Annotated in this window: 24 protein-coding genes and 1 tRNA gene; 9 read left to right on the forward strand and 16 right to left on the reverse strand. The window is 34.3% G+C overall.

Annotation, left to right across the window (positions count from 1 at the left end; all coding sequences use genetic code 11):
• Positions 1 to 33 precede the first annotated feature (33 nt).
• Positions 34 to 107 (forward strand) — tRNA-His (locus GJJ64_RS14345).
• Between the two features lie 130 nt (positions 108 to 237).
• On the opposite strand, the gene GJJ64_RS14350 is transcribed toward GJJ64_RS14345, so the two are convergent.
• Positions 238 to 429 carry a hypothetical protein gene (locus tag GJJ64_RS14350; protein ID WP_154288461.1) on the reverse strand — a complete coding sequence of 64 codons (192 nt, stop codon included), beginning with the start codon at positions 427 to 429 and terminating at the stop codon, positions 238 to 240.
• Between the two features lie 342 nt (positions 430 to 771).
• Between GJJ64_RS14350 and GJJ64_RS14355 the strand changes: the two genes are divergently transcribed.
• Positions 772 to 1,350 carry an RNA polymerase sigma factor gene (locus GJJ64_RS14355; RefSeq protein ID WP_154288462.1) on the forward strand — a complete coding sequence of 193 codons (579 nt, stop codon included), beginning with the start codon at positions 772 to 774 and terminating at the stop codon, positions 1,348 to 1,350.
• Complete coding sequence (locus GJJ64_RS14360) at positions 1,347 to 2,444, forward strand: S1C family serine protease (RefSeq protein WP_154288463.1); 1,098 nt, start codon at positions 1,347 to 1,349, stop codon at positions 2,442 to 2,444. Before GJJ64_RS14355 ends, GJJ64_RS14360 begins: the two co-directional genes overlap by 4 nt.
• A 74-nt stretch (positions 2,445 to 2,518) precedes the next feature.
• On the opposite strand, the gene GJJ64_RS14365 is transcribed toward GJJ64_RS14360, so the two are convergent.
• The 3 genes from GJJ64_RS14365 to pdxH all read right to left on the reverse strand — a co-directional run bounded on the left by GJJ64_RS14365 (position 2,519) and on the right by pdxH (position 4,861).
• Positions 2,519 to 3,643, reverse strand: a complete 1,125-nt coding sequence (locus tag GJJ64_RS14365) for an NADH-quinone oxidoreductase subunit D (protein ID WP_229655559.1) — start codon at positions 3,641 to 3,643, stop codon at positions 2,519 to 2,521.
• Between the two features lie 64 nt (positions 3,644 to 3,707).
• Positions 3,708 to 4,208, reverse strand: a complete 501-nt coding sequence (locus GJJ64_RS14370; RefSeq protein WP_154288465.1) for an NADH-quinone oxidoreductase subunit C — start codon at positions 4,206 to 4,208, stop codon at positions 3,708 to 3,710.
• Complete coding sequence (gene pdxH, locus GJJ64_RS14375) at positions 4,205 to 4,861, reverse strand: pyridoxamine 5'-phosphate oxidase (protein ID WP_154288466.1); 657 nt, start codon at positions 4,859 to 4,861, stop codon at positions 4,205 to 4,207. Before pdxH ends, GJJ64_RS14370 begins: the two co-directional genes overlap by 4 nt.
• A gap of 116 nt (positions 4,862 to 4,977) precedes the next feature.
• On the opposite strand from pdxH, the gene GJJ64_RS14380 reads away from it, so the two are divergent.
• Complete coding sequence (locus GJJ64_RS14380; protein ID WP_154288467.1) at positions 4,978 to 5,541, forward strand: YqgE/AlgH family protein; 564 nt, start codon at positions 4,978 to 4,980, stop codon at positions 5,539 to 5,541.
• Here GJJ64_RS14380 and purE read toward each other — a convergent pair.
• Genes purE through GJJ64_RS14400 form a run of 4 tightly spaced genes read right to left on the reverse strand, consistent with a single transcriptional unit; the run spans position 5,538 to position 8,286 of the window.
• Positions 5,538 to 6,050 carry a 5-(carboxyamino)imidazole ribonucleotide mutase gene (purE, locus tag GJJ64_RS14385; protein ID WP_154288468.1) on the reverse strand — a complete coding sequence of 171 codons (513 nt, stop codon included), beginning with the start codon at positions 6,048 to 6,050 and terminating at the stop codon, positions 5,538 to 5,540. The genes GJJ64_RS14380 and purE overlap by 4 nt on opposite strands.
• The gene (locus GJJ64_RS14390; RefSeq protein WP_154288469.1) at positions 6,050 to 7,189 is read right to left on the reverse strand and encodes a 5-(carboxyamino)imidazole ribonucleotide synthase; all 1,140 of its coding nucleotides are present in this window, start codon (positions 7,187 to 7,189) and stop codon (positions 6,050 to 6,052) included. The genes purE and GJJ64_RS14390 overlap by 1 nt, the downstream gene beginning before the upstream one ends.
• A gap of 33 nt (positions 7,190 to 7,222) precedes the next feature.
• Positions 7,223 to 7,705, reverse strand: a complete 483-nt coding sequence (locus GJJ64_RS14395) for an NADH-quinone oxidoreductase subunit B (RefSeq protein WP_026903629.1) — start codon at positions 7,703 to 7,705, stop codon at positions 7,223 to 7,225.
• Entirely contained in the window at positions 7,702 to 8,286 is a 585-nt protein-coding gene (locus GJJ64_RS14400) for an NADH-quinone oxidoreductase subunit A (RefSeq protein WP_154288470.1), read from the reverse strand. The genes GJJ64_RS14395 and GJJ64_RS14400 overlap by 4 nt, the downstream gene beginning before the upstream one ends.
• Before the next feature lie 94 nt (positions 8,287 to 8,380).
• On the opposite strand from GJJ64_RS14400, the gene GJJ64_RS14405 reads away from it, so the two are divergent.
• The 3 genes from GJJ64_RS14405 (at position 8,381) to GJJ64_RS14415 (ending at position 10,322) form a co-directional block, all read left to right on the forward strand.
• Complete coding sequence (locus GJJ64_RS14405) at positions 8,381 to 9,580, forward strand: BaiN/RdsA family NAD(P)/FAD-dependent oxidoreductase (RefSeq protein ID WP_154288471.1); 1,200 nt, start codon at positions 8,381 to 8,383, stop codon at positions 9,578 to 9,580.
• A 186-nt stretch (positions 9,581 to 9,766) separates the two neighbouring features.
• Entirely contained in the window at positions 9,767 to 9,997 is a 231-nt protein-coding gene (locus GJJ64_RS14410) for a hypothetical protein (RefSeq protein WP_154288472.1), read from the forward strand.
• Positions 9,987 to 10,322 carry a type II toxin-antitoxin system PemK/MazF family toxin gene (locus GJJ64_RS14415; RefSeq protein ID WP_154288473.1) on the forward strand — a complete coding sequence of 112 codons (336 nt, stop codon included), beginning with the start codon at positions 9,987 to 9,989 and terminating at the stop codon, positions 10,320 to 10,322. The genes GJJ64_RS14410 and GJJ64_RS14415 overlap by 11 nt, the downstream gene beginning before the upstream one ends.
• 194 nt (positions 10,323 to 10,516) lie before the next feature.
• Here GJJ64_RS14415 and GJJ64_RS14420 read toward each other — a convergent pair whose 3' ends face one another.
• Both GJJ64_RS14420 and GJJ64_RS14425 read right to left on the reverse strand, forming a co-directional pair.
• Complete coding sequence (locus GJJ64_RS14420; protein ID WP_154288474.1) at positions 10,517 to 10,990, reverse strand: hypothetical protein; 474 nt, start codon at positions 10,988 to 10,990, stop codon at positions 10,517 to 10,519.
• 99 nt (positions 10,991 to 11,089) lie between these two features.
• Positions 11,090 to 11,782, reverse strand: coding sequence for a class I SAM-dependent methyltransferase (locus GJJ64_RS14425; protein ID WP_154288475.1), 693 nt, complete (start codon positions 11,780 to 11,782; stop codon positions 11,090 to 11,092).
• Between the two features lie 57 nt (positions 11,783 to 11,839).
• On the opposite strand from GJJ64_RS14425, the gene GJJ64_RS14430 reads away from it, so the two are divergent.
• The gene (locus tag GJJ64_RS14430) at positions 11,840 to 12,052 is read left to right on the forward strand and encodes a DUF3820 family protein (protein WP_026903636.1); all 213 of its coding nucleotides are present in this window, start codon (positions 11,840 to 11,842) and stop codon (positions 12,050 to 12,052) included.
• A gap of 1 nt (position 12,053) precedes the next feature.
• Here the strand turns inward: GJJ64_RS14430 and GJJ64_RS14435 are convergent, their stop codons facing one another.
• From GJJ64_RS14435 to GJJ64_RS14460, 6 genes are all read right to left on the reverse strand, one after another.
• Positions 12,054 to 12,260 (reverse strand): hypothetical protein, encoded by a 207-nt coding sequence (locus GJJ64_RS14435; RefSeq protein WP_154288476.1) that lies wholly within the window; start codon positions 12,258 to 12,260, stop codon positions 12,054 to 12,056.
• A gap of 85 nt (positions 12,261 to 12,345) precedes the next feature.
• Entirely contained in the window at positions 12,346 to 14,064 is a 1,719-nt protein-coding gene (lysS, locus tag GJJ64_RS14440; protein ID WP_154288477.1) for a lysine--tRNA ligase, read from the reverse strand.
• Positions 14,065 to 14,169: 105 nt separating this feature from the next.
• Positions 14,170 to 14,364 carry a DUF4287 domain-containing protein gene (locus tag GJJ64_RS14445; RefSeq protein ID WP_039447404.1) on the reverse strand — a complete coding sequence of 65 codons (195 nt, stop codon included), beginning with the start codon at positions 14,362 to 14,364 and terminating at the stop codon, positions 14,170 to 14,172.
• Between the two features lie 54 nt (positions 14,365 to 14,418).
• Positions 14,419 to 15,711, reverse strand: coding sequence for a DEAD/DEAH box helicase (locus GJJ64_RS14450; RefSeq protein ID WP_317162943.1), 1,293 nt, complete (start codon positions 15,709 to 15,711; stop codon positions 14,419 to 14,421).
• Positions 15,712 to 15,828: 117 nt separating this feature from the next.
• Positions 15,829 to 16,461 carry a hypothetical protein gene (locus tag GJJ64_RS14455; RefSeq protein ID WP_154288479.1) on the reverse strand — a complete coding sequence of 211 codons (633 nt, stop codon included), beginning with the start codon at positions 16,459 to 16,461 and terminating at the stop codon, positions 15,829 to 15,831.
• A gap of 1 nt (position 16,462) precedes the next feature.
• Positions 16,463 to 17,317 carry an SDR family oxidoreductase gene (locus tag GJJ64_RS14460; protein ID WP_154288480.1) on the reverse strand — a complete coding sequence of 285 codons (855 nt, stop codon included), beginning with the start codon at positions 17,315 to 17,317 and terminating at the stop codon, positions 16,463 to 16,465.
• A 91-nt stretch (positions 17,318 to 17,408) separates the two neighbouring features.
• On the opposite strand from GJJ64_RS14460, the gene GJJ64_RS14465 reads away from it, so the two are divergent.
• On the forward strand, positions 17,409 to 18,356 hold the full coding sequence (locus GJJ64_RS14465; protein ID WP_154288481.1) for a Smr/MutS family protein: 948 nt from the start codon (positions 17,409 to 17,411) through the stop codon (positions 18,354 to 18,356).
• Positions 18,357 to 18,380: the final 24 nt, after the last annotated feature.

Here is an 18,380-nt window from a genome sequence, read left to right on the forward strand (position 1 = left end):
TTTGTGCTAATTTTGCATCACTAAAATAAAACGGTAGGTATAGCTCAGTTGGTTAGAGCATCAGATTGTGGTTCTGAGGGTCGTCGGTTCGAGCCCGATTACTTACCCTAAAAAAGGCTAGAACGTAAGTTTTAGCCTTTTTTGTTATAATAGCCTTTAGTTCTAGAGAATTTGCTTAAAATAAAAAAGCCCTCGCTATTTGCAAGGGCTTTTCTTAAAATCTTAAAAGATTTTTGCTTATTGAGCAGCAGCAGCAGTATCAACAGCAGCAGTATCAACAGCAGCAGTATCAACAGCAGCAGTATCAACAACTACAGAATCAGTAACAACTGAATCAGTTGCTTCTTCAGCTGGTTTGTTAGAGTTACAAGCAACTACTGATAAAGAGATAGCTAAAGCAAAAAATCCGAATTTTAATAAATTTTTCATGTTAATTTCTTTTTTTAATTTTTGATAATTTAATCGTTAATACTGCAAAGGTAAAAAGGTAACCCGATTTTTAAATATTTTTTTAATAAAAAAAGAAAAAACCTGCTAACTGCTAATAAATCAGGCTTTTTATTGCGAAAATAATTTTTAAAAAAAAGTATTAAGTCTTTTGTTTTTGCAGATATTTAATATAAATGATGATAGAATCTTAGATTTTTAGATAGTTTATTAAAACTTATTACACTTTCAAAATTATAGTTGTGGTAGTTCTTTATATTTTAATTGGCTAAAAGTTTTTTTTTACCAACTTTGGGTTACAATTCCGTTTAAAGCGTATTAACATTGAATAAAAAGATAAATCATTCGAAGCCAACAGATAGTGAAATTATTTTAGGTATTCTGAATAATTCATCTTCCATTTTAAAGCATTTGTATCTGGCTTATTTTCCCATGATACTACAACTTGTTATCAATAATAATGGTGATGAGGATGATGCAAAAGATATTTACCAAGAAGCAATTATTGTATTGCATGGTAAAATAAAAAGTGGAGATTTTGAATTAAGTAGTAAACTAAAAACTTTTATATATTCTGTTTGCAGAAGATTATGGTTAAAGAAGTTAAGTCAGAAAAGTAGATTTAGCGGCGATATTAAAGATTATGAAGATTATATCCCTGTAGAACAGGAGATAGAACATCATCAAGAAAAAGATAAACAATTTACGATGATGCATTCCGCATTAAAAGATTTGGGAGAGCCGTGTAAAACTATTATTGAAGATTTTTATATACACAACCGTTCTATGCAAGAAATCTGCGAAAAATTTGGTTATACCAACGCAGATAATGCTAAAACGCAGAAGTATAAGTGTTTACAGCGATTGAAAAAAATATTTTTTAATCAAAAAATTGAAAAATGAGTAGTGAGTTAGCATTGATTAAAAGAATTGAAGCATATCTCTATCAGGAAATGTCTGATGAAGAAATGATACAATTTGAGCAAGAGAGAGCAGCAAACCCAGCTTTAGATAGTAAAGTTGTTGCCCACTTAGATTTCTTAAAATCATTAAAAAACTATGGTGAGGTTCAAGATTTGAAATCATCAATGAAAAACTTCCATCAACAGTTAGATATAGTTGCTTTAAAAGAAGAATTACAAGAAAAGGAACCTGCCTTTGTGATATTCTTTAGAAAATATAAGAGAAATCTAGCAGTGGCTGCCTCTGTAGCTATTTTAGCTACTTTAATTACACTAATTTCTACAGGTCAATTTAGAAAGGCAAGCAACTCTTCTACTTACAATGCCTTGAAAAGAGATATGGAGTCTATCAAAAAGTCTCAAAATGCTCTGATAAGAAATATCAATTCTAAATCTCCTAACAAAGAAATAGCACCCAGCCAGTTTGGTGGTACAGGTTTCGCACTATCATCAAATGGTTATTTGGTTACCAATTACCATGTTGTACAGGGGGCAGATTCTGTTTATATCCAAAATAATAAAGGCGAGTCTTTTAAGGTACAAACTATTTATATAGACCCTTCTTATGATATTGCAATTTTGCAAATTGTAGACCCTTTGTTTGAGTCATTATCACCTTTGCCTTATACTTTTAAAAAGTCATCTTCAGATTTAGGTGAAGATGTTTATACTATTGGATATCCTAGAGATGAGGTAGTTTATGGAAAAGGTTATTTAAGTGCGCAAACTGGTTTTGGTGGAGATTCTATTGCTTACCAAGTTTCTATACCAGTTAACCCTGGTAACTCTGGAGGCCCTTTAATGGATAATAGAGGAAACGTAATTGGTGTTATTAGTGGTAAACAAACTCAGGTTGATGGTGCTGCATTTGCCATAAAATCAGATTATTTGTTGAAAGCGATAGAAAATATACCTCAGGATTCTTTGAAGAAAAAGCTTAAAATAAACTCTAAAAATAGCTTAGCATCATTTAACAGAACACAGCAAATTAAAAAGATGCAAGATTATATTTTTATGGTTAAGGTATATAATTAAGATTAACCTAATGATATATTAAAAAAGCTTCGATTTTTGTCGAAGCTTTTTTTGTTATCTAATTAATCCTCAAGCTACCTATCAACTTCTCCAAGAACAATATCTATAGAACCAATAATAGCAACTAAATCTGCTATTAAAACACCTTTAGAAATCTCTGATATAACTGATAGGTTATTAAAACTTGGACCTCTTGATTTTACCCTGAAAGGTTTGTCAGATTTACCATCGGCAATAAAATAGAAACCAATTTCTCCCTTAGGATTTTCTGCTCTGCAATAAAAATCTTGTTGCTTTGGTACTACTTTTTTAGGTACTAAAGCTCTAGGGTCAAAATCTGGTGTGCGTTTATGTTCATGCTGTAATTTTATGGCACATTGCTCAATAATTTTTAAAGACTCTGCAATTTCATCTATTCTAACTTTATAGCGGTTCCAGCAATCTCCTACAGTACCAATTTCTCCCTTAGCATAAGGTATCTCGAAATCTAGTTCGGGATAAACAGAGTATTCATCCTCACGTCTTAAATCGTATTTTAAGCCCGAGCCACGCAGCATAGGACCAGAACATCCATAATTAATAGCAACATCCAAAGGTAAAACACCTACGTTTGCTGTTCTGGATATAAAGATTTGATTTTCTGTAAGTAGCTCATTCAGCTCCTTCATCTTAGGTTTGAAGTATTTTACAAATTCTACACAACGTTCTTCAAAGCCTACAGGAACATCGTAAAACAAACCGCCAATCCAAATATAATTATATAGCATTCTGGCACCAGAAGTCCACTCTAACATATTCATAATATGCTCGCGGTCTCTAAAACACCATAAAAACGGAGTAAAAGCACCAATATCAATACCATAAGTACCTATAGCAATCAGGTGCGATGCAATACGGTTAAGTTCGCAAACTAGTACTCTAATGTATTCAACTCTTTTTGGTATTTTATCTTCAATCCCTAGCATCTTTTCCACACCCATAACAAAAGCATGGTTATTGTTCATAGATGCCATATAATCCATCCTATCTGTAAAAGGAATAATCTGGCTGTAATTAAGCGCCTCAGCATGTTTTTCAAAACATCTGTGTAAATAGCCTAAATGTGGGATTACTTCTTTTACAACTTCTCCATCAGTAATTAATTCTAGACGTAAAACACCATGTGTACTAGGGTGTTGTGGTCCTAAATTAAGTACCATTTCTTCTGAAGAAACGCTATTAATTTTATGCTGATACCTTTCTAATGCTTCTGTATATTTCAACTTACATGTCTATTTTAATGTTGTGATATTGCTCTGCTGTTTTATAATCTTTCCTTAAAGGATAGCCTTCCCAATCATCTGGTAATAAAATTCTTCTTAAATCTGGATGACCTTCAAAATAAATCCCTAAAAGATCAAAAGCTTCTCTTTCATGCCAATCTGCTGTTTTCCAGATGCTTGTGACAGATTTAAATACAGGTAAATTTTGCTCGTCTCTATCATTTTGTTGATAGACTTTTAAAACCAGTTGATGCTTTTTAAGGATAGATGATAGGTGATAAACTACGCCAAATTTCTGCGCTTCTACACCATAATCAACACCGCTTAGGTTAGATAAGAAATCAAACCAAGTATTTTCGTTATCTCTTAACATTAAACAAACCTCAACAATATGGTCTTTTTTTATAACTAAAGCAGGTTGTAAGCCTTGTGTTTCCTCTGCTTCAATAATATCAGGACCAAATTTTTGTATTAAGAGTTCTTTTATTTCGGTAAATGTCATGGAGCAAGCCTTTCTATAGTCCAAGATTCGTCTTTTTGTCTTTTATAGATAATCCTGTCGTGTAAACGGTTAGATCTTCCTTGCCAAAATTCTATCAAATTAGGGATTAGTCTGTAACCTCCCCAAAAGTCTGGCTTTGGAATAATTTCTTCGTTTTTATACTGTTCTTCTAGTTTTTTTAAGTTCAATTCTAAAAACGTTCTATTTGGGATTACACTACTTTGTGGAGATGCCCAAGCGCCAAGCTGGCTTCCTTTTGGTCTAGAGTGATAGTAAGATGTTGATTCGTGGATGCTTATCTTTTCTATCACACCCTCAATACGAATTTGTCTTTCTAAATCTCCCCAAAAAAACACCAGTGCTGCAAAAGGGTTTTCTGCTAATTGCTGCCCTTTATTGCTGCTATAATTGGTAAAAAAAGTGAAGCCATCTTCATCATAATCTTTCAAAAGAACAATTCTTGCCGATGGTATACCTTCTTTAGATGCAGTAGCCAAGGTCATGGCATTAGGCTCTAAAATTTCTGCTTTTAGTGCATCTTTAAACCATTTTTCAAACTGTTTTAAAGGTGTTTTTTCAATATCTTCTTCTAGAAGAAAGGAAGAACGATAATCTTGTCTTAAATCTTTTAAATTTAATTTTTGCTCACTCATTTTATACAAACTTACGAATTGCAAATTGGGATAAAAATAATTTAAAATAAATGACATGAATCAGTATTTATTACGATTTTTAAAATCTAAATCAATACATCTTCGTTTATATAAATATGCTGAGTAAAGTTTTACCTAAAGTTGGAGATTTATTAATATCAGAGCCTTTTATGCTGGATGAAAATTTCAGGCGTTCGGTTGTTTTACTAACCGAACGAGGCGATGAAGGTGATATAGGCTATGTATTAAACCATAAAAGTAATTTATTGTTGAAAGATATCATTGCAGATTGTTGGGATGCTAATTTTTTGGTTCATATTGGTGGGCCTGTAGCTAATGATACCTTAAATTTTATACATTGTTCTCCAGATAAAATCCCGGGAGGGATACCTATAGGAAAGGATTTGTTTTGGGGTGGCGATTTTGAAACGCTAAAGCTCCAGATTAATAGTTATAACATTACAGAGGCTGAGGTTAAGTTTTTTATTGGCTATTCTGGTTGGGATAAAGGACAATTAGTAGCCGAGATAAACGAGAATAGCTGGATAGTATCTGATAAATACAACCCAGCTATGGTTTTTGAATATTCTGATAAAAACATATGGAAAGAAGCCATCTTAAATTTAGGCGTTAAATATGCCCATGTAGCTAATTTTCCTGAAAATCCAGAATGGAATTAAAAGGTAGAAGGGTATCCTTCTGATTTTAAACTTTCTGCCGATTCTTCTATTTTTGCTTTTAAATCGTTTTTAAATTTAGATACCTGTTGCGCTAAATTATCATCAGCGGTAGCTAAAATTTGTGCAGCTAATATTCCCGCATTTTTAGCAGCATTAAGCGCTACTGTAGCTACAGGAATGCCATTTGGCATTTGTAAGATAGATAAAACAGAATCCCAGCCATCAATAGAATTGCTTGATTTTACCGGAACACCTATAACCGGAAGTGTAGTGATAGAAGCCACCATGCCTGGTAAATGAGCTGCGCCACCTGCACCAGCGATGATAACTTTTAAGCCTCTCTCTGCTGCTTTACTAGCATATTCAAACATTCTTTCTGGGGTACGGTGTGCCGATACTACGGTTAACTCATAGGCTACACCTAATTCTTTTAAAACATTTGCAGCCTCTTCCATAATAGGAAGATCAGACCGGCTACCCATGATGATACCAACTTTTGGCTTATACATTATGATTTAACTTTTAATTTTTCTTTAACAAATTGTGCTTTTTCTATAGCAGCGTTTCTATCTTGATCTACAATGGTAACATGGCCCATTTTACGGAAAGGTTTAGTGAAAACTTTACCATATAAATGCACATAAACACCTTCTTTTTGTAGTACCTCTTTTAAACCTTCATATTCTGCCGGGCCTTCATAGCCAGCTTCACCTAAAAGATTAATCATCACAGCATTTGCGATACTTGCAGTACTACCCAAAGGTAAATTTAAAATGGCTCTTAAATGCTGCTGAAATTGAGAGGTAACGTTTCCTTCTATGGTATGGTGACCACTGTTATGCGGGCGAGGAGCTAACTCGTTAACTAAAATTTCGCCATTTTTAGTAACAAACATTTCTACTGCTAATAAGCCTACAATGTTAAGGCAATCTGCAATATCTCTAGCAATTTTATCAGCTTTCTGCTGGATTTCGAAGTTGTAGGTTGATGGACTGATTAGAAACTCTACCAAATTAGCTTCTTTATTAAAATCCATTTCTACTAAAGGAAAAGTTTTTGTTTGGCCGTTTTCATTTCTAGCAATAATAACAGCTATTTCCTTTTCAAAATCAATCCATTTCTCAACTATGGAAGGCTGCTCAAAAGCTTTGTTTAAATCAGATTCATCAACAATTTTAACTACGCCTTTACCATCATAACCATCCTTTCTTAGTTTTTGGATATAAGGGAAAGGTATTTTATCAGTTAGTAACTGCTCTTTGTTAGCAATAAGCTGAAACTCTGATGTTGGGATATCATTTTCTTTAAAGAATTGTTTTTGAAGGCCTTTATCTTGTATCAACCTGATGATTCTAGGTTGAGGGAAAACTGTTACGCCTTCTTTTTCTAAATCTTCTAAAGCCTCGATATTTACTTTTTCTATCTCTATGGTTAGTAAATCAAGGTTTTTTCCGAAGTTATATACGGTTTCATAGTCGCTAATAGAGCCAACTTCAAAATAGTCGCATATATTTTTACAAGGGGCGTTAGCATCAGGATCAAGAATACTGATAGAAAGATTAAAATTAATAGCTTCCTGAATGAGCATTCGGCCTAACTGACCGCCACCTAAAATACCCAAACGGGTTTGTGTAATATTTGATTTCATTTATATATTCAAAAGCTTTGTTTTAAACAAAACTTAAATTGTACTTAAGGATTGTGTACTTATTTTCTTTTGTAATTCTAAAATACCACCTATTAAAGCTTCTGGCCTTGGTGGGCAGCCTTGCACATAAATATCAACCGGAATAATTCTATCAACACCTTTTACCACATGGTAGCCATGTTCCCAGTAAGGGCCTCCGCAATTAGAGCAAGAACCCATAGAAATTACATATTTAGGTTCTGGCATTTGTTCATAAAGGCGTTTTATTCTCTCGGCCATTTTAAACGTTACCGTACCTGCAATAATAATCACGTCTGCTTGGCGTGGACTAGGCCTTGGGAAAACTCCAAATCTGTCTAAATCGTAGTTAGAAGCCATAGAGCCCATCATTTCTATGGCGCAGCAGGCAATACCAAAACTTAAAGGCCATAAAGATGATAATCTTGCCCAGTTTAGCAAATCATCTAATTTGGTAACTACAACACCACCATTTTCTAATTGCTGTTCTAAGCTCATGATTTTTTAAATCTTGGGACAAATTTTGGTTTTATATTTTCTGTTTCGATGTTGTTTTCTTGCACAATCAGGCTGTTTTCTAGCTGTTTATTTTTTAAGCCGGGCTGATATTTTTCCTCATTAATAGCTTGATAGGCGCTCAATGGAATTTTGGTATCAACGGTTGGTAGTTTTAAAACAGGTTTTATCCAATCTAAATCTTTTTTTCTCCAAACATAAACCAAGCCTAATAATAATATGCTAATGAAAATTAACATTTCAGTGAAACTTAACCATCCCCAACGTTGGTCTTGTGCAATTAAGTTGGCATCGCTAAAAACGGTAGCCCAAGGGAAAATAAATACCATCTCTACATCAAACAACAAGAAAATGAGAGCTATAACGTAAAAGCGGCTGTTAAACTGAATCCATGAACTGCCTATAACTTCTTCGCCACATTCGTAAGAGCTATTTTTTTCTGGATTTGGCTTATTTGGAGCAATAATTTTATTGGTGATAAAAGCAAGCATCACAAATACAATTCCCATAATAAGGAAAATGAGAACTTTACCGAATGCCGAAATTTGGGAGTATTCTTCCATGATTTGTTACAAAAATAAGATTATTAAGCCAAATGCTGCAAACTTAAGCCGGATATTCTTTGGTGATGCTTCATAAAAATCTCATTTTTGCTGGATGTTAGAAACTAAATACGATGCCATTATTATTGGAGGTGGGGCTTGTGGTCTCATGTGTGCAGCACAAGCAGGATATTTAGGTAAGAAAACATTAATCTTAGAAAAAAATGCTCAAGTAGGTGCCAAAATATTGATTTCTGGTGGCGGCAGGTGTAATTATACCAATTATTATACATCGGCGCAGAATTTTATTTCAGAGAATGAGCACTTCTGTAAATCGGCTTTATCACAATGGACGGTGGAGGATACCATTAGTTTTTTTGAAACTTATGGCATCATAGGGCAAGAAAAAACCTTAGGACAACTTTTTCCTACTAGTAATAAAGCAAAAGATATTGTTGAGGTTTTTAAGCAAATTTGTGATGATTTTGGGCAAGATATTTACTTAAATAGTAATGTTTTAGCCGTTGAAAAGCTAGACAAGCTTTTTAAAATCACTTTTGAAAGAAACGGAACAACAGAAACTTTATATAGCCCCAAAGTGGTGATGGCTAGCGGTGGTTTGCCTATTGCTAAAATGGGTGCTACAGATTTTTCTTTGAAAATTGCTAAACAATTTGGACTAAAATTAGTTCAAACAGCGCCAGCTTTGGTTCCTTTAACCATTACAGGTAAAGATGCAGATTGGTTTGCCCATTTATCTGGCAATAGTATGCCTGCTGTTGTGAGTAATGATGAGATAAGCTTTGAGGAGAATATTTTGTTTACACATTGGGGTTTAAGTGGCCCAGCTATTTTGCAAATTTCTTCTTACTGGCGACCGGGACAAAGTATTGTTATTGATTTATTACCACATCAAAACATACAAGAACTGATAGAGCAGGAGCGAAATGCTAACGGTAAAAAGCTGTTGGCTAATTATTTAACTTTATTTTATACCCGAAAATTTGTTGATGCTTTAAGTAATATTTTACCTATTCATAAGAATCTAGCCTCTTTAACAAAAGATGATTTTGCTACTATAAACGAGTTTATCCATCATTTTAAAGTGAAACCAGCAGGAGATAAAGGTTACGATAAAGCCGAGGTAATGCGTGGAGGTGTAGACACAAACGAATTATCATCTAAAACATTGGAAGCTAAAAAAGTACCCGGTTTATATTTTGGTGGCGAGTGTGTGGATGTTACCGGATGGTTAGGCGGATATAATTTCCAGTGGGCTTGGGCTAGTGGTTTTGTAATTGCGAATAGTGTTTAGTTGGTTAGGTGTTAGTTGGTTAGTCCCGATAGTTATCGGGAGTTAGGTTTTTAGATGGTTAGTTATTAGTTTATTAGGTGTTAGGTGGTTAATTTTCTGAAATTGTCAAATACCTAATAAGTTAAATTATCAAAATTATTAACTAAATAAGCTCTAGTATATACTAAAAATATATACTTTTGTAGTATGAAAGTGCTATCATTAAAATTAGATAATGAAATCTTCAATGAGGCTGAGGAGATTACTCATGAGCTACATATAGCTAGAAATCGTTATATCAACGAGGCAGTTAGAATTTATAATCTTGTTCAAAAAAAGAGATTATTGAAGAAGCAACTTGCTAAAGAATCTGCATTAACAAGTAAAGAATCTATGGATATTCTTCATGAATTTGAACGCTTGTTAGATGAAAATTAGGCAATACGATATTTGGCTAGCAGACCTTAATCCTAGTAGGGGCACAGAGCCGGGTAAAATAAGACTGGTAGTGGTTATTCAAACTGATTTATTGAATGATATTCATCCATCTACCATTATTTGTCCTATCACTACCAATGTACAGCAAGATATACAAATATTAAGGGTTCATCTGAAGGAAAATCAATTGGATAAATTAAGTGATATCTTGGTAGACCAAATCCGGGCGATTGACAACAAAAGGCTTATGAGCAAACTTGGAGAATTAACTCAAAACCAAAAAGAAAAGCTAAAAGCTAACCTAAGAATTGTGCTTGATATTTAGCTAGCATCTTCGTACCATGTTCGCTACTTGTTCGCAAAAACGGGGTGTTTTGCGAAGGTGTTACGAACAAGGTGCGAACAAATAGCGAAGAATTTGTTGTCTGGTTAACCCAAAGAATAAACAAAAAAAGCAGCGTAGGTTATACGCTGCCAAGTAGTACTATCTTTATATTCATAAGCTTTAAAAGCTTAGTTCTAGACTGTCACCAATTCTTTTCCCTCTTTTACATCCTCTAAACTTATACCATCAATAAGTTCATTTTCTAAAACTTTTACCCAAGTTTTTAGATATAAAATAACATCTGGTTTGTGGTTATGCTTCAAATATCTGTTGTTTGCAGGTAGCTGACGTAATATTTGCGGGTCTGATAATTTTTCTAAATGGGCTAGATCTGCTCTGGTAAAACCGAAGGAAACCATTTCATCAATAATATGATCTATGGGTAAGCCGCTAGTTGGGCAATAGTCTATCAGTTGTTCGTTCCAATCACCATGCCTGCTACGCATTGCAGATTTATGAATTTCAGCTTTGTCTCTATTGGTAATTACTTGAGCCAAATTACCACAGTTGCAGCTCCCCATGTGTCCCCACTGGTATGCAGCGCCTTTTTCTAGGTTTTCAACCGTTTTTAGCAGCGCTTGAATTACAGAAATTGATGCCTTTGCCATTTTTTATGTTTTGAGTATTTTTTCTTCTAAACTAAATGTTGGAAATATATAGCCATCAACATTTAGACTTATCATTTTGTTCTTTAAAAATACAAATTATCACGATTTTAAACTCAACCTTGCTAGATATTGGTCGCTACCATCATCAAATAAAACTTCCATTTGGTAGCCGCATTTGGTGGCAATTTCTTTCATGATATCTCGGGCAACGTAAATCCAGGTGAACCAATCTCCTTTTTTGCCTTTATACTCGTATTGATAATCTATCTCACCATAATAACCATCATCTTCATACTTTTTATTTTCGTACAGATATAAAACATCCGAGGAATCGAATAAAATTTGTCCCTCTGGTTTTAATAGTTTTTTAGCATGATGTAAAAAGCGCTCAATCTCATCCAGATATTGGCAAAAACCAATACCATTCATCATTAACAATAAAGTATCATATTGCTCATCCTGATAATCAAAAATATTGGTATTGATGATTTTTTGGACGCCTCTTTTTTGCATTACCTCTGCTGCGCCGGGTGATATTTCTAAAGCTGTAACATCAAAACCTCGTTTTTGCAAAATAAGAGTTATAGCGCCAGCACCTGCGCCAATATCAAGTACTTTGCCTTTACATTGCCTAAGAGCAAAAGCTTCCAAATCGGTAATTTCATAGACTTTACGGAAGAAAACTTCGGCGGGCATTTCTTCTGCCTCAGCGTAATTGTTGTGCAGCCAAATGGTAGAAGTTTTTCCTTTAGCGAGGTAATCTTTCAAAAAATCGCCATAAACATCATTCATAAGCACAAAGGTAAAATCTATTCCTCATGTTCGGTATTAAATTACTTAATTTGAGCTATGAATCCCGAGATACTGTTAGATTTAGTTAAAGTGCGTATGCCCTTTGGTAAATATAAGGACCGCATTTTGTGCGATTTACCAGTAAGTTATTTAGAGTGGATGTATACCAAAGGTTGGCCAGCTGGTAAATTGGGGCAACAGCTAGCAACCATTTACGAGATTAAAATTAATGGCTTAGAGTATTTATTAAAGCCTTTAAGAAATAGATGATTTATTTCTCACTTAGGTGATCTATATCTCGGTCGTCTAAAAATCTGCCTTTTGCGATGATGTCATCATCATCCCAAATTTTAGAGAAAAAAGCTTTTTCTGATTGTATCCTCTTTAAAAGCGCATGGATAAAAGATAAATCGAACTCTTGTTTATTGAGTTTTATCAGGTATTCCTGTTCTGTGATTTCTAAAACTGAGTTTTGCATAATATTTTATCTTAATTTCTCCTAAAATAAAAAAGGCCGAATAACTTATCGTTAATCGGCCTTTAAGCTTTTGTTAAGTTTTAGCTTATTTAAACCACTCCATAACTTCCTCTTTTTGAGGCATGGTTAAATCTAATTTTAACTTTTTGCGCATCCCACCTAAATCATTAAATACTTTATTAGGGTTTGCAGTTTTTAAATCTTCTATGGTATTGATACCCATTTTACGAATAACTTGTACCCATGCTTGAGGAATGCCGGCTGCTACAAAATCTTCATCAGTAGTTACTTTGGCTTTTTTCTCTGGGCGCATTTGCGGGAAGAATAATACTTCCTGTATAGATGATTGGTTGGTCATCAACATCACCAAACGGTCTATACCAATACCTAAACCTGCAGTTGGAGGCATGCCATATTCTAAAGCTCTGATGAAGTCATCATCCATAGCCATAGCTTCGTCATCACCACGAGCGGCTAAAGTTAATTGATCTTCAAAACGCTCTTTTTGGTCAATGGCATCGTTTAACTCAGAATAAGCATTAGCAATTTCTTTACCTTGTACAAATAGCTCAAAACGCTCTACTAAACCTTCTGTGGTACGGTGTTTTTTAGCTAAAGGTGTCATTTCTATAGGGTAATCGGTAATAAAAGTAGGTTGAATTAAGTTGTGTTCTACTTTCTCGCCAAAAATAGCATCAACCAATTTACCTTTACCCATACTAGCATCAACCTCAATATTTAAGCTTTTGCAAGTATCTATCAATTGCTGCTCGTTCATCTGTGAAACGTCTATACCTGTATATTTCTTAATAGAATCATACATGGATAATTTCTCGTAAGGGCCAGCAAAATCAATTTCATCGTTCCCAACTTTGATAGTTGTTGTGCCATGAATAGCTGTAGTAACTTTTTCTAAACACTCTTCTACCATGCCCATCATCCAGATGTAGTCTTTATAAGCTACATAAATTTCCATGGATGTAAACTCAGGGTTATGGGTACGGTCCATACCTTCGTTTCTGAACATTTTACCAAACTCATAAACACCATCAAAACCTGCAACAATAAGTCTTTTTAGGTAAAGCTCGTTAGCAATACGCAAGAAAAGAGGCATGTCTAAGGTATTGTGATAGGTGTTAAACGGTCTTGCTGCTGCACCACCATGTATGGCTTGTAAAATAGGTGTTTCTACTTCCATCCAACCTTGCGAATCAAAATAATTACGCATGGTGCTAATGACTTTAGAACGTGTTTTGAATATTTCTTTAAACTCAGGGTTAACCGTTAAATCAACATAACGCATACGGTAACGCATCTCTGGGTCTGTAAAGCCATCATAAACATTGCCATCATCATCACGTTTAACAATTGGCAATGGTTTTAAAGATTTACTTAAAACCTTAAATTCTGTTACGTGTATAGAAATTTCTCCGGTTTGTGTAGTAAAAACAAAACCTTTAACACCAATATAATCGCCAATATCTAAAAGCTTTTTAAATACGGTATTGTATAAAGTTTTATCTTCTTCTGGGCAAACATCATCTCTTCTGATATAAGCTTGTATTCTGCCAGTAGCGTCTTGTAACTCTACAAAAGAAGCATTTCCCATAATTCTACGGGTCATGATTCTGCCAGCCAAGCTGATATTTTTATAAGAAGTTTTATCTCTTTCGTAATTTGAAGTAATATCTAAAGCATTTGCATTGATCTCAAATGCCTCTGCAGGATAGGGATTGATACCTAAATTTCTTAGTTCTTGTAAAGACTGTCGTCTTTGTATTTCCTGTTCTGAAAGTATACTCATTAATTTGAAAATTTCGGACAAAAATAAGCTTTTCTTTGTTTATTTATAGTCTAAATACAACACCGAAAAGCCTATTGTTTTAATGAGTAAGAAATAGGAGGGGAATTAATGGCTGCCCTTTGCTTTTTGAGCTATTAATTCGGCCAATACAGGGTTTAATTGGTGTTCTTCAATTAAAAAGTTGATGATGGCCTCGGCATCTGGTTTACCACTTTTTCTGATAATTTCTATCCAATATTCTAAAGGATGACCGGTATTTTCTTCAATAGCGGTCATCATAGTTTCTGTTGTTTGGTTCATAGCCTAGTTTTTATAAAAACTTTAGCTATAATTTTGCCAAAAATTTATACTCTACTAATTAGTTTCTTTTCTTTTTCTAAAGAACTTCTTTTTAGCTGTTGGAGCAGTGTTGTTTTTAGCATTCCCTTGAGCGGGTTTATGCTGAGCGGCAGTTTTGCTTTTTCCAGATTTACCGCCTTTTTTTGTTTTGGGTAAAGCCGTAAACTTAGTCATAGGAAATGGGTTGTCTTCTGCTTTAGGGATAGTTTTTCCTATGATTTTTTGGATATCTTGTAAAAATTCTTTCTCTTCTATTTCGCAAAAAGAAAAGGCCGTTCCGTTAGCACCGGCTCTACCTGTTCTGCCAATACGGTGTACATAAGTTTCTGGTATGTTAGGGATTTCATAATTTACTACATAAGCTAAATCATCAACATCAATACCTCTGGCGGCAATATCTGTAGCAACTAAAACCCTTATTTTATGAGATTTAAATTCTTCTAAAGCCCTTTGTCTGGCATTTTGCGATTTATTACCATGTATGGCAGCAGCTTTGATACCGTGGTTGAGTAGCATTTTTACTGCTTTATCTGCCCCATGTTTGGTTTTGGTAAATACCAAAGCCGTTTTTATATTTTTATCTTCTAGGATATGGATTAACAATTTATTCTTATTATCCTTATCTACCATGTAAACAAATTGGTTAATGGTATCTGCCGTAGAAGATTCTGGTGTGACCTCAACCTTAACAGGGTTTTTTAATATTTCTGATGCTAGCTTTTGAATAACAGGAGGCATCGTTGCAGAGAAAAATAAAGATTGTCTTTTTGTGGGTAAAGCGGCTATCAGTTTTTTAACATCATGAATAAAGCCCATATCTAACATACGGTCTGCCTCATCTAAAACAAAAAGATTGATGCTTTTTAAACTGATGTAACGCTGGTTCATTAAATCTAAAAGCCTGCCTGGCGTAGCAATTAAAATATCTACACCTTTTGCTAAAGCATCTGTTTGTGCTTTTTGTCCAACGCCGCCAAAAATAACAGCATATTTTAAGGGTGTATTTTTACCATAAGCAGCAAAGCTATCTGCAATTTGTATAGCCAATTCTCTGGTTGGGGTAACAATTAAAGCTCTAATAGCTCTTGTACCTTTAGCTTGTTGATGCGATGAGGTATGTAATAATTGTATAATAGGGATGGCAAATGCAGCAGTTTTACCTGTACCTGTTTGTGCACAACCTAATAAATCATTTCCCTCTAATACTAGTGGAATTGCTTGTGCCTGAATAGGAGTGGGTTTGGTATAGCCTTCTGTTTGTAAAGCTTTTTTTATCGGATTTATTAAATCCAATTCATCAAATGAAATCATATATGGGGTTAAGGCAAAATCCCATTATTGATATCAAAATAGGCAAACCTTCTTTTTAAATTTTTACAAAGGTGCTTATAATTTCTGGTATTGTTGTTTTTGGTGATGATGTTGTTACCTGTTTACTTTTAGGATAGGCTGATCATCAGACAATAAACCTTTAACTAAAGATTTCCATTGGAAATAAGAAAAGCCTAAAAAGGAGCCTGCAGCAACTATTAAATTTCTTATTTTTCCTGATAAGGTTTCAACCAATGTGTTGGGTTTTTCATTTCTACCATGTACCAAAGCGGTTATTTTAGTGCCCTTACGTATAATAGAGAAAGTAGAACTCGCATCTGAGTCAAAAAAATGTGCCGTTTCTTCTTCAAAAGGTGGTGAAACAGGTTTTACTAACATAGAATAGGTTTGCTCGTTTTCATGAGCATCGTTTTCTTCTTTAATTTCTATAACCTGTACCCAATCGTATCCCTTCCCTGATGATAATCCAGGGAAAGGAATATTGATTTGAAAATAATCGCCTAAAGCAACCAAACGTTTGGCCTCATTTCCATTCTTATCTCTCAAGGTAAATTTAGTACCTGTATGTTTAGTGAGTAAATGCCAATGGTTTACATCTTTTAAGCGGTTTACAGCTAAATTATAAACCTGAATAGCTTCTTCTAAACTAGATGAAGTAATGCTTTCCTTGATGTCTGTTGCTATACCTTTTTGTTGTTTAGGTATAATTTCGTTTTGATTTTCCATATTAGCCATTTACCACTTCACCACCATTTGGATGCATCATTTGTCCGGAGATATAAGATGATTCATTAGAAGCTAAGAAAACATAGCAATAAGCTACTTCATTGGGTTGTCCAGGGCGTTTCATGGGTACATTAGAACCAAATTTAGAAACCTTTTCGGCATCGAAAGTTGCTGGGATTAAAGGTGTCCAAATAGGACCAGGGGCTACGCCATTTACACGGATACCTTTTTCTACTAAGGACATAGATAAAGAACGAGTAAAGGCAACTATAGCTCCTTTCGTTGATGAATAATCTAGCAACTGCGGATTGCCCTTGTAAGCCGTAACAGATGCTGTGTTAATAATTGATGAACCTTCTTTAAGATATGCTAAAGCAGCTTTTACAATATAAAACTGAGAGAAAATATTGGTTCTAAAAGTTTGTTCTAGTTGCGATGAGCTAATATCCTCGATACTTTCTTGCGGATATTGTACAGCAGCATTATTCACCAGAATATCAATTTTGCCAAATTTCTCTATAGTTTTATCGATAATCAATTGGCAGTGTTTTTCTTCAGAAATATCTCCTGCTATGAGTAAGCATTCCGATTGATATTCCTCAACCTCTTTTTTGGTAAGTTCTGCATCTTCAAATTCATTTAAAAATGAGATAACTACTTTAGCGCCTTCTTTGGCATAAGCTACGGCAACAGCTCTCCCTATGCCGCTATCTCCGCCAGTAATGATGGCTACTTTACCCTTTAAACGTTGTCCGGTTTGTATAACACTTTCAAATTCTGGTTGCGGAGTCATTTCTGATTCAATACCTGGTTGATGGTTTTGCTCTTGTGCTGGTAATGTTTGTTCGTTTTCCATGGTAGTAGATGTTTTTAGCTAATCATGCTATTTTTGTACCAAATATGTTTTTGGGCAGATATTAAACTTATATTGTAAAAAAATAAAAGAAATGAATTTTAAGCTGGGAGAATTTGTAAGGTTTGTTGATGAAAATAGAGAAGGTTATATCACCAAAATTATTGATGACCAATTGGTAGGTGTAACAGGTGAAGATGATTTTGAGATTCCTGTTTTAGTTACACATATTACCCGTGTTCATGGGTATCAATACCAAGATGTGGAAGATTTAACTGCAAAAGACACTCCTCAAATGGTGAAAGATAATTTTACTAAGAGAGGAATACATTTAGCGGTTATTCCTGATGCTAACAAGGGTTCTATTGTACATTTTTATATTGTTAATGAAACTTCTTTTCAGCTTTTAACAGCTGTGCAAGCAGATAAAAATAATAAAATAACGGGGGAATTTGCAGGTTTGATAGAGCCTCATCAAAACAGAAAAATTTATTCGGCAGCTTTGCCAGAATTAGATGTTTGGCCTACTTTACATATTCAACTTTTAACTTATGCTACGCAGGATGTTAAATCTTTAGAGCCTTTAAACACGAGTTTTAAATTTAAGGCTAAGGATTTTTCTGGTGCCAAGGTAAATGTGCCACAAATAAAACAAAATGGCTGGTTACTAAGAGTTGATGAAGACGAACTTAAAATAGATGTTGATAAACTAAAAGAAAGCTTTTTTAAACCTATCGCAGAAAAATTAACGCTAGAAAGACCGGCCAAAGAGCTTGACTTACACATAGAAAAATTGAGAGACGATCATCAGTTTTTAAATAAAAACGAGATTTTAAATATCCAGCAAGAGCTATTTTTAAAAAATTTAGATGCAGCAATAGCACATAAATATCCTCAAATAATTTTCATTCATGGGGTAGGAAATGGTGTTTTAAGAGATTTTATTCATAAAACGGTAAGTAAGCATCCGCAAGTAAAAACCTTTATGGATGCTCAAAAAGAAAAGTTTGGATATGGTGCTACACAAGTTATTTTCAAATAAAATAAACCATATGCTAGGCTTATA

The organism is Pedobacter puniceum (assembly GCF_009674685.1).
In the GTDB taxonomy this organism is placed as follows: Bacteria; Bacteroidota; Bacteroidia; order Sphingobacteriales; family Sphingobacteriaceae; genus Pseudopedobacter; species Pseudopedobacter puniceum.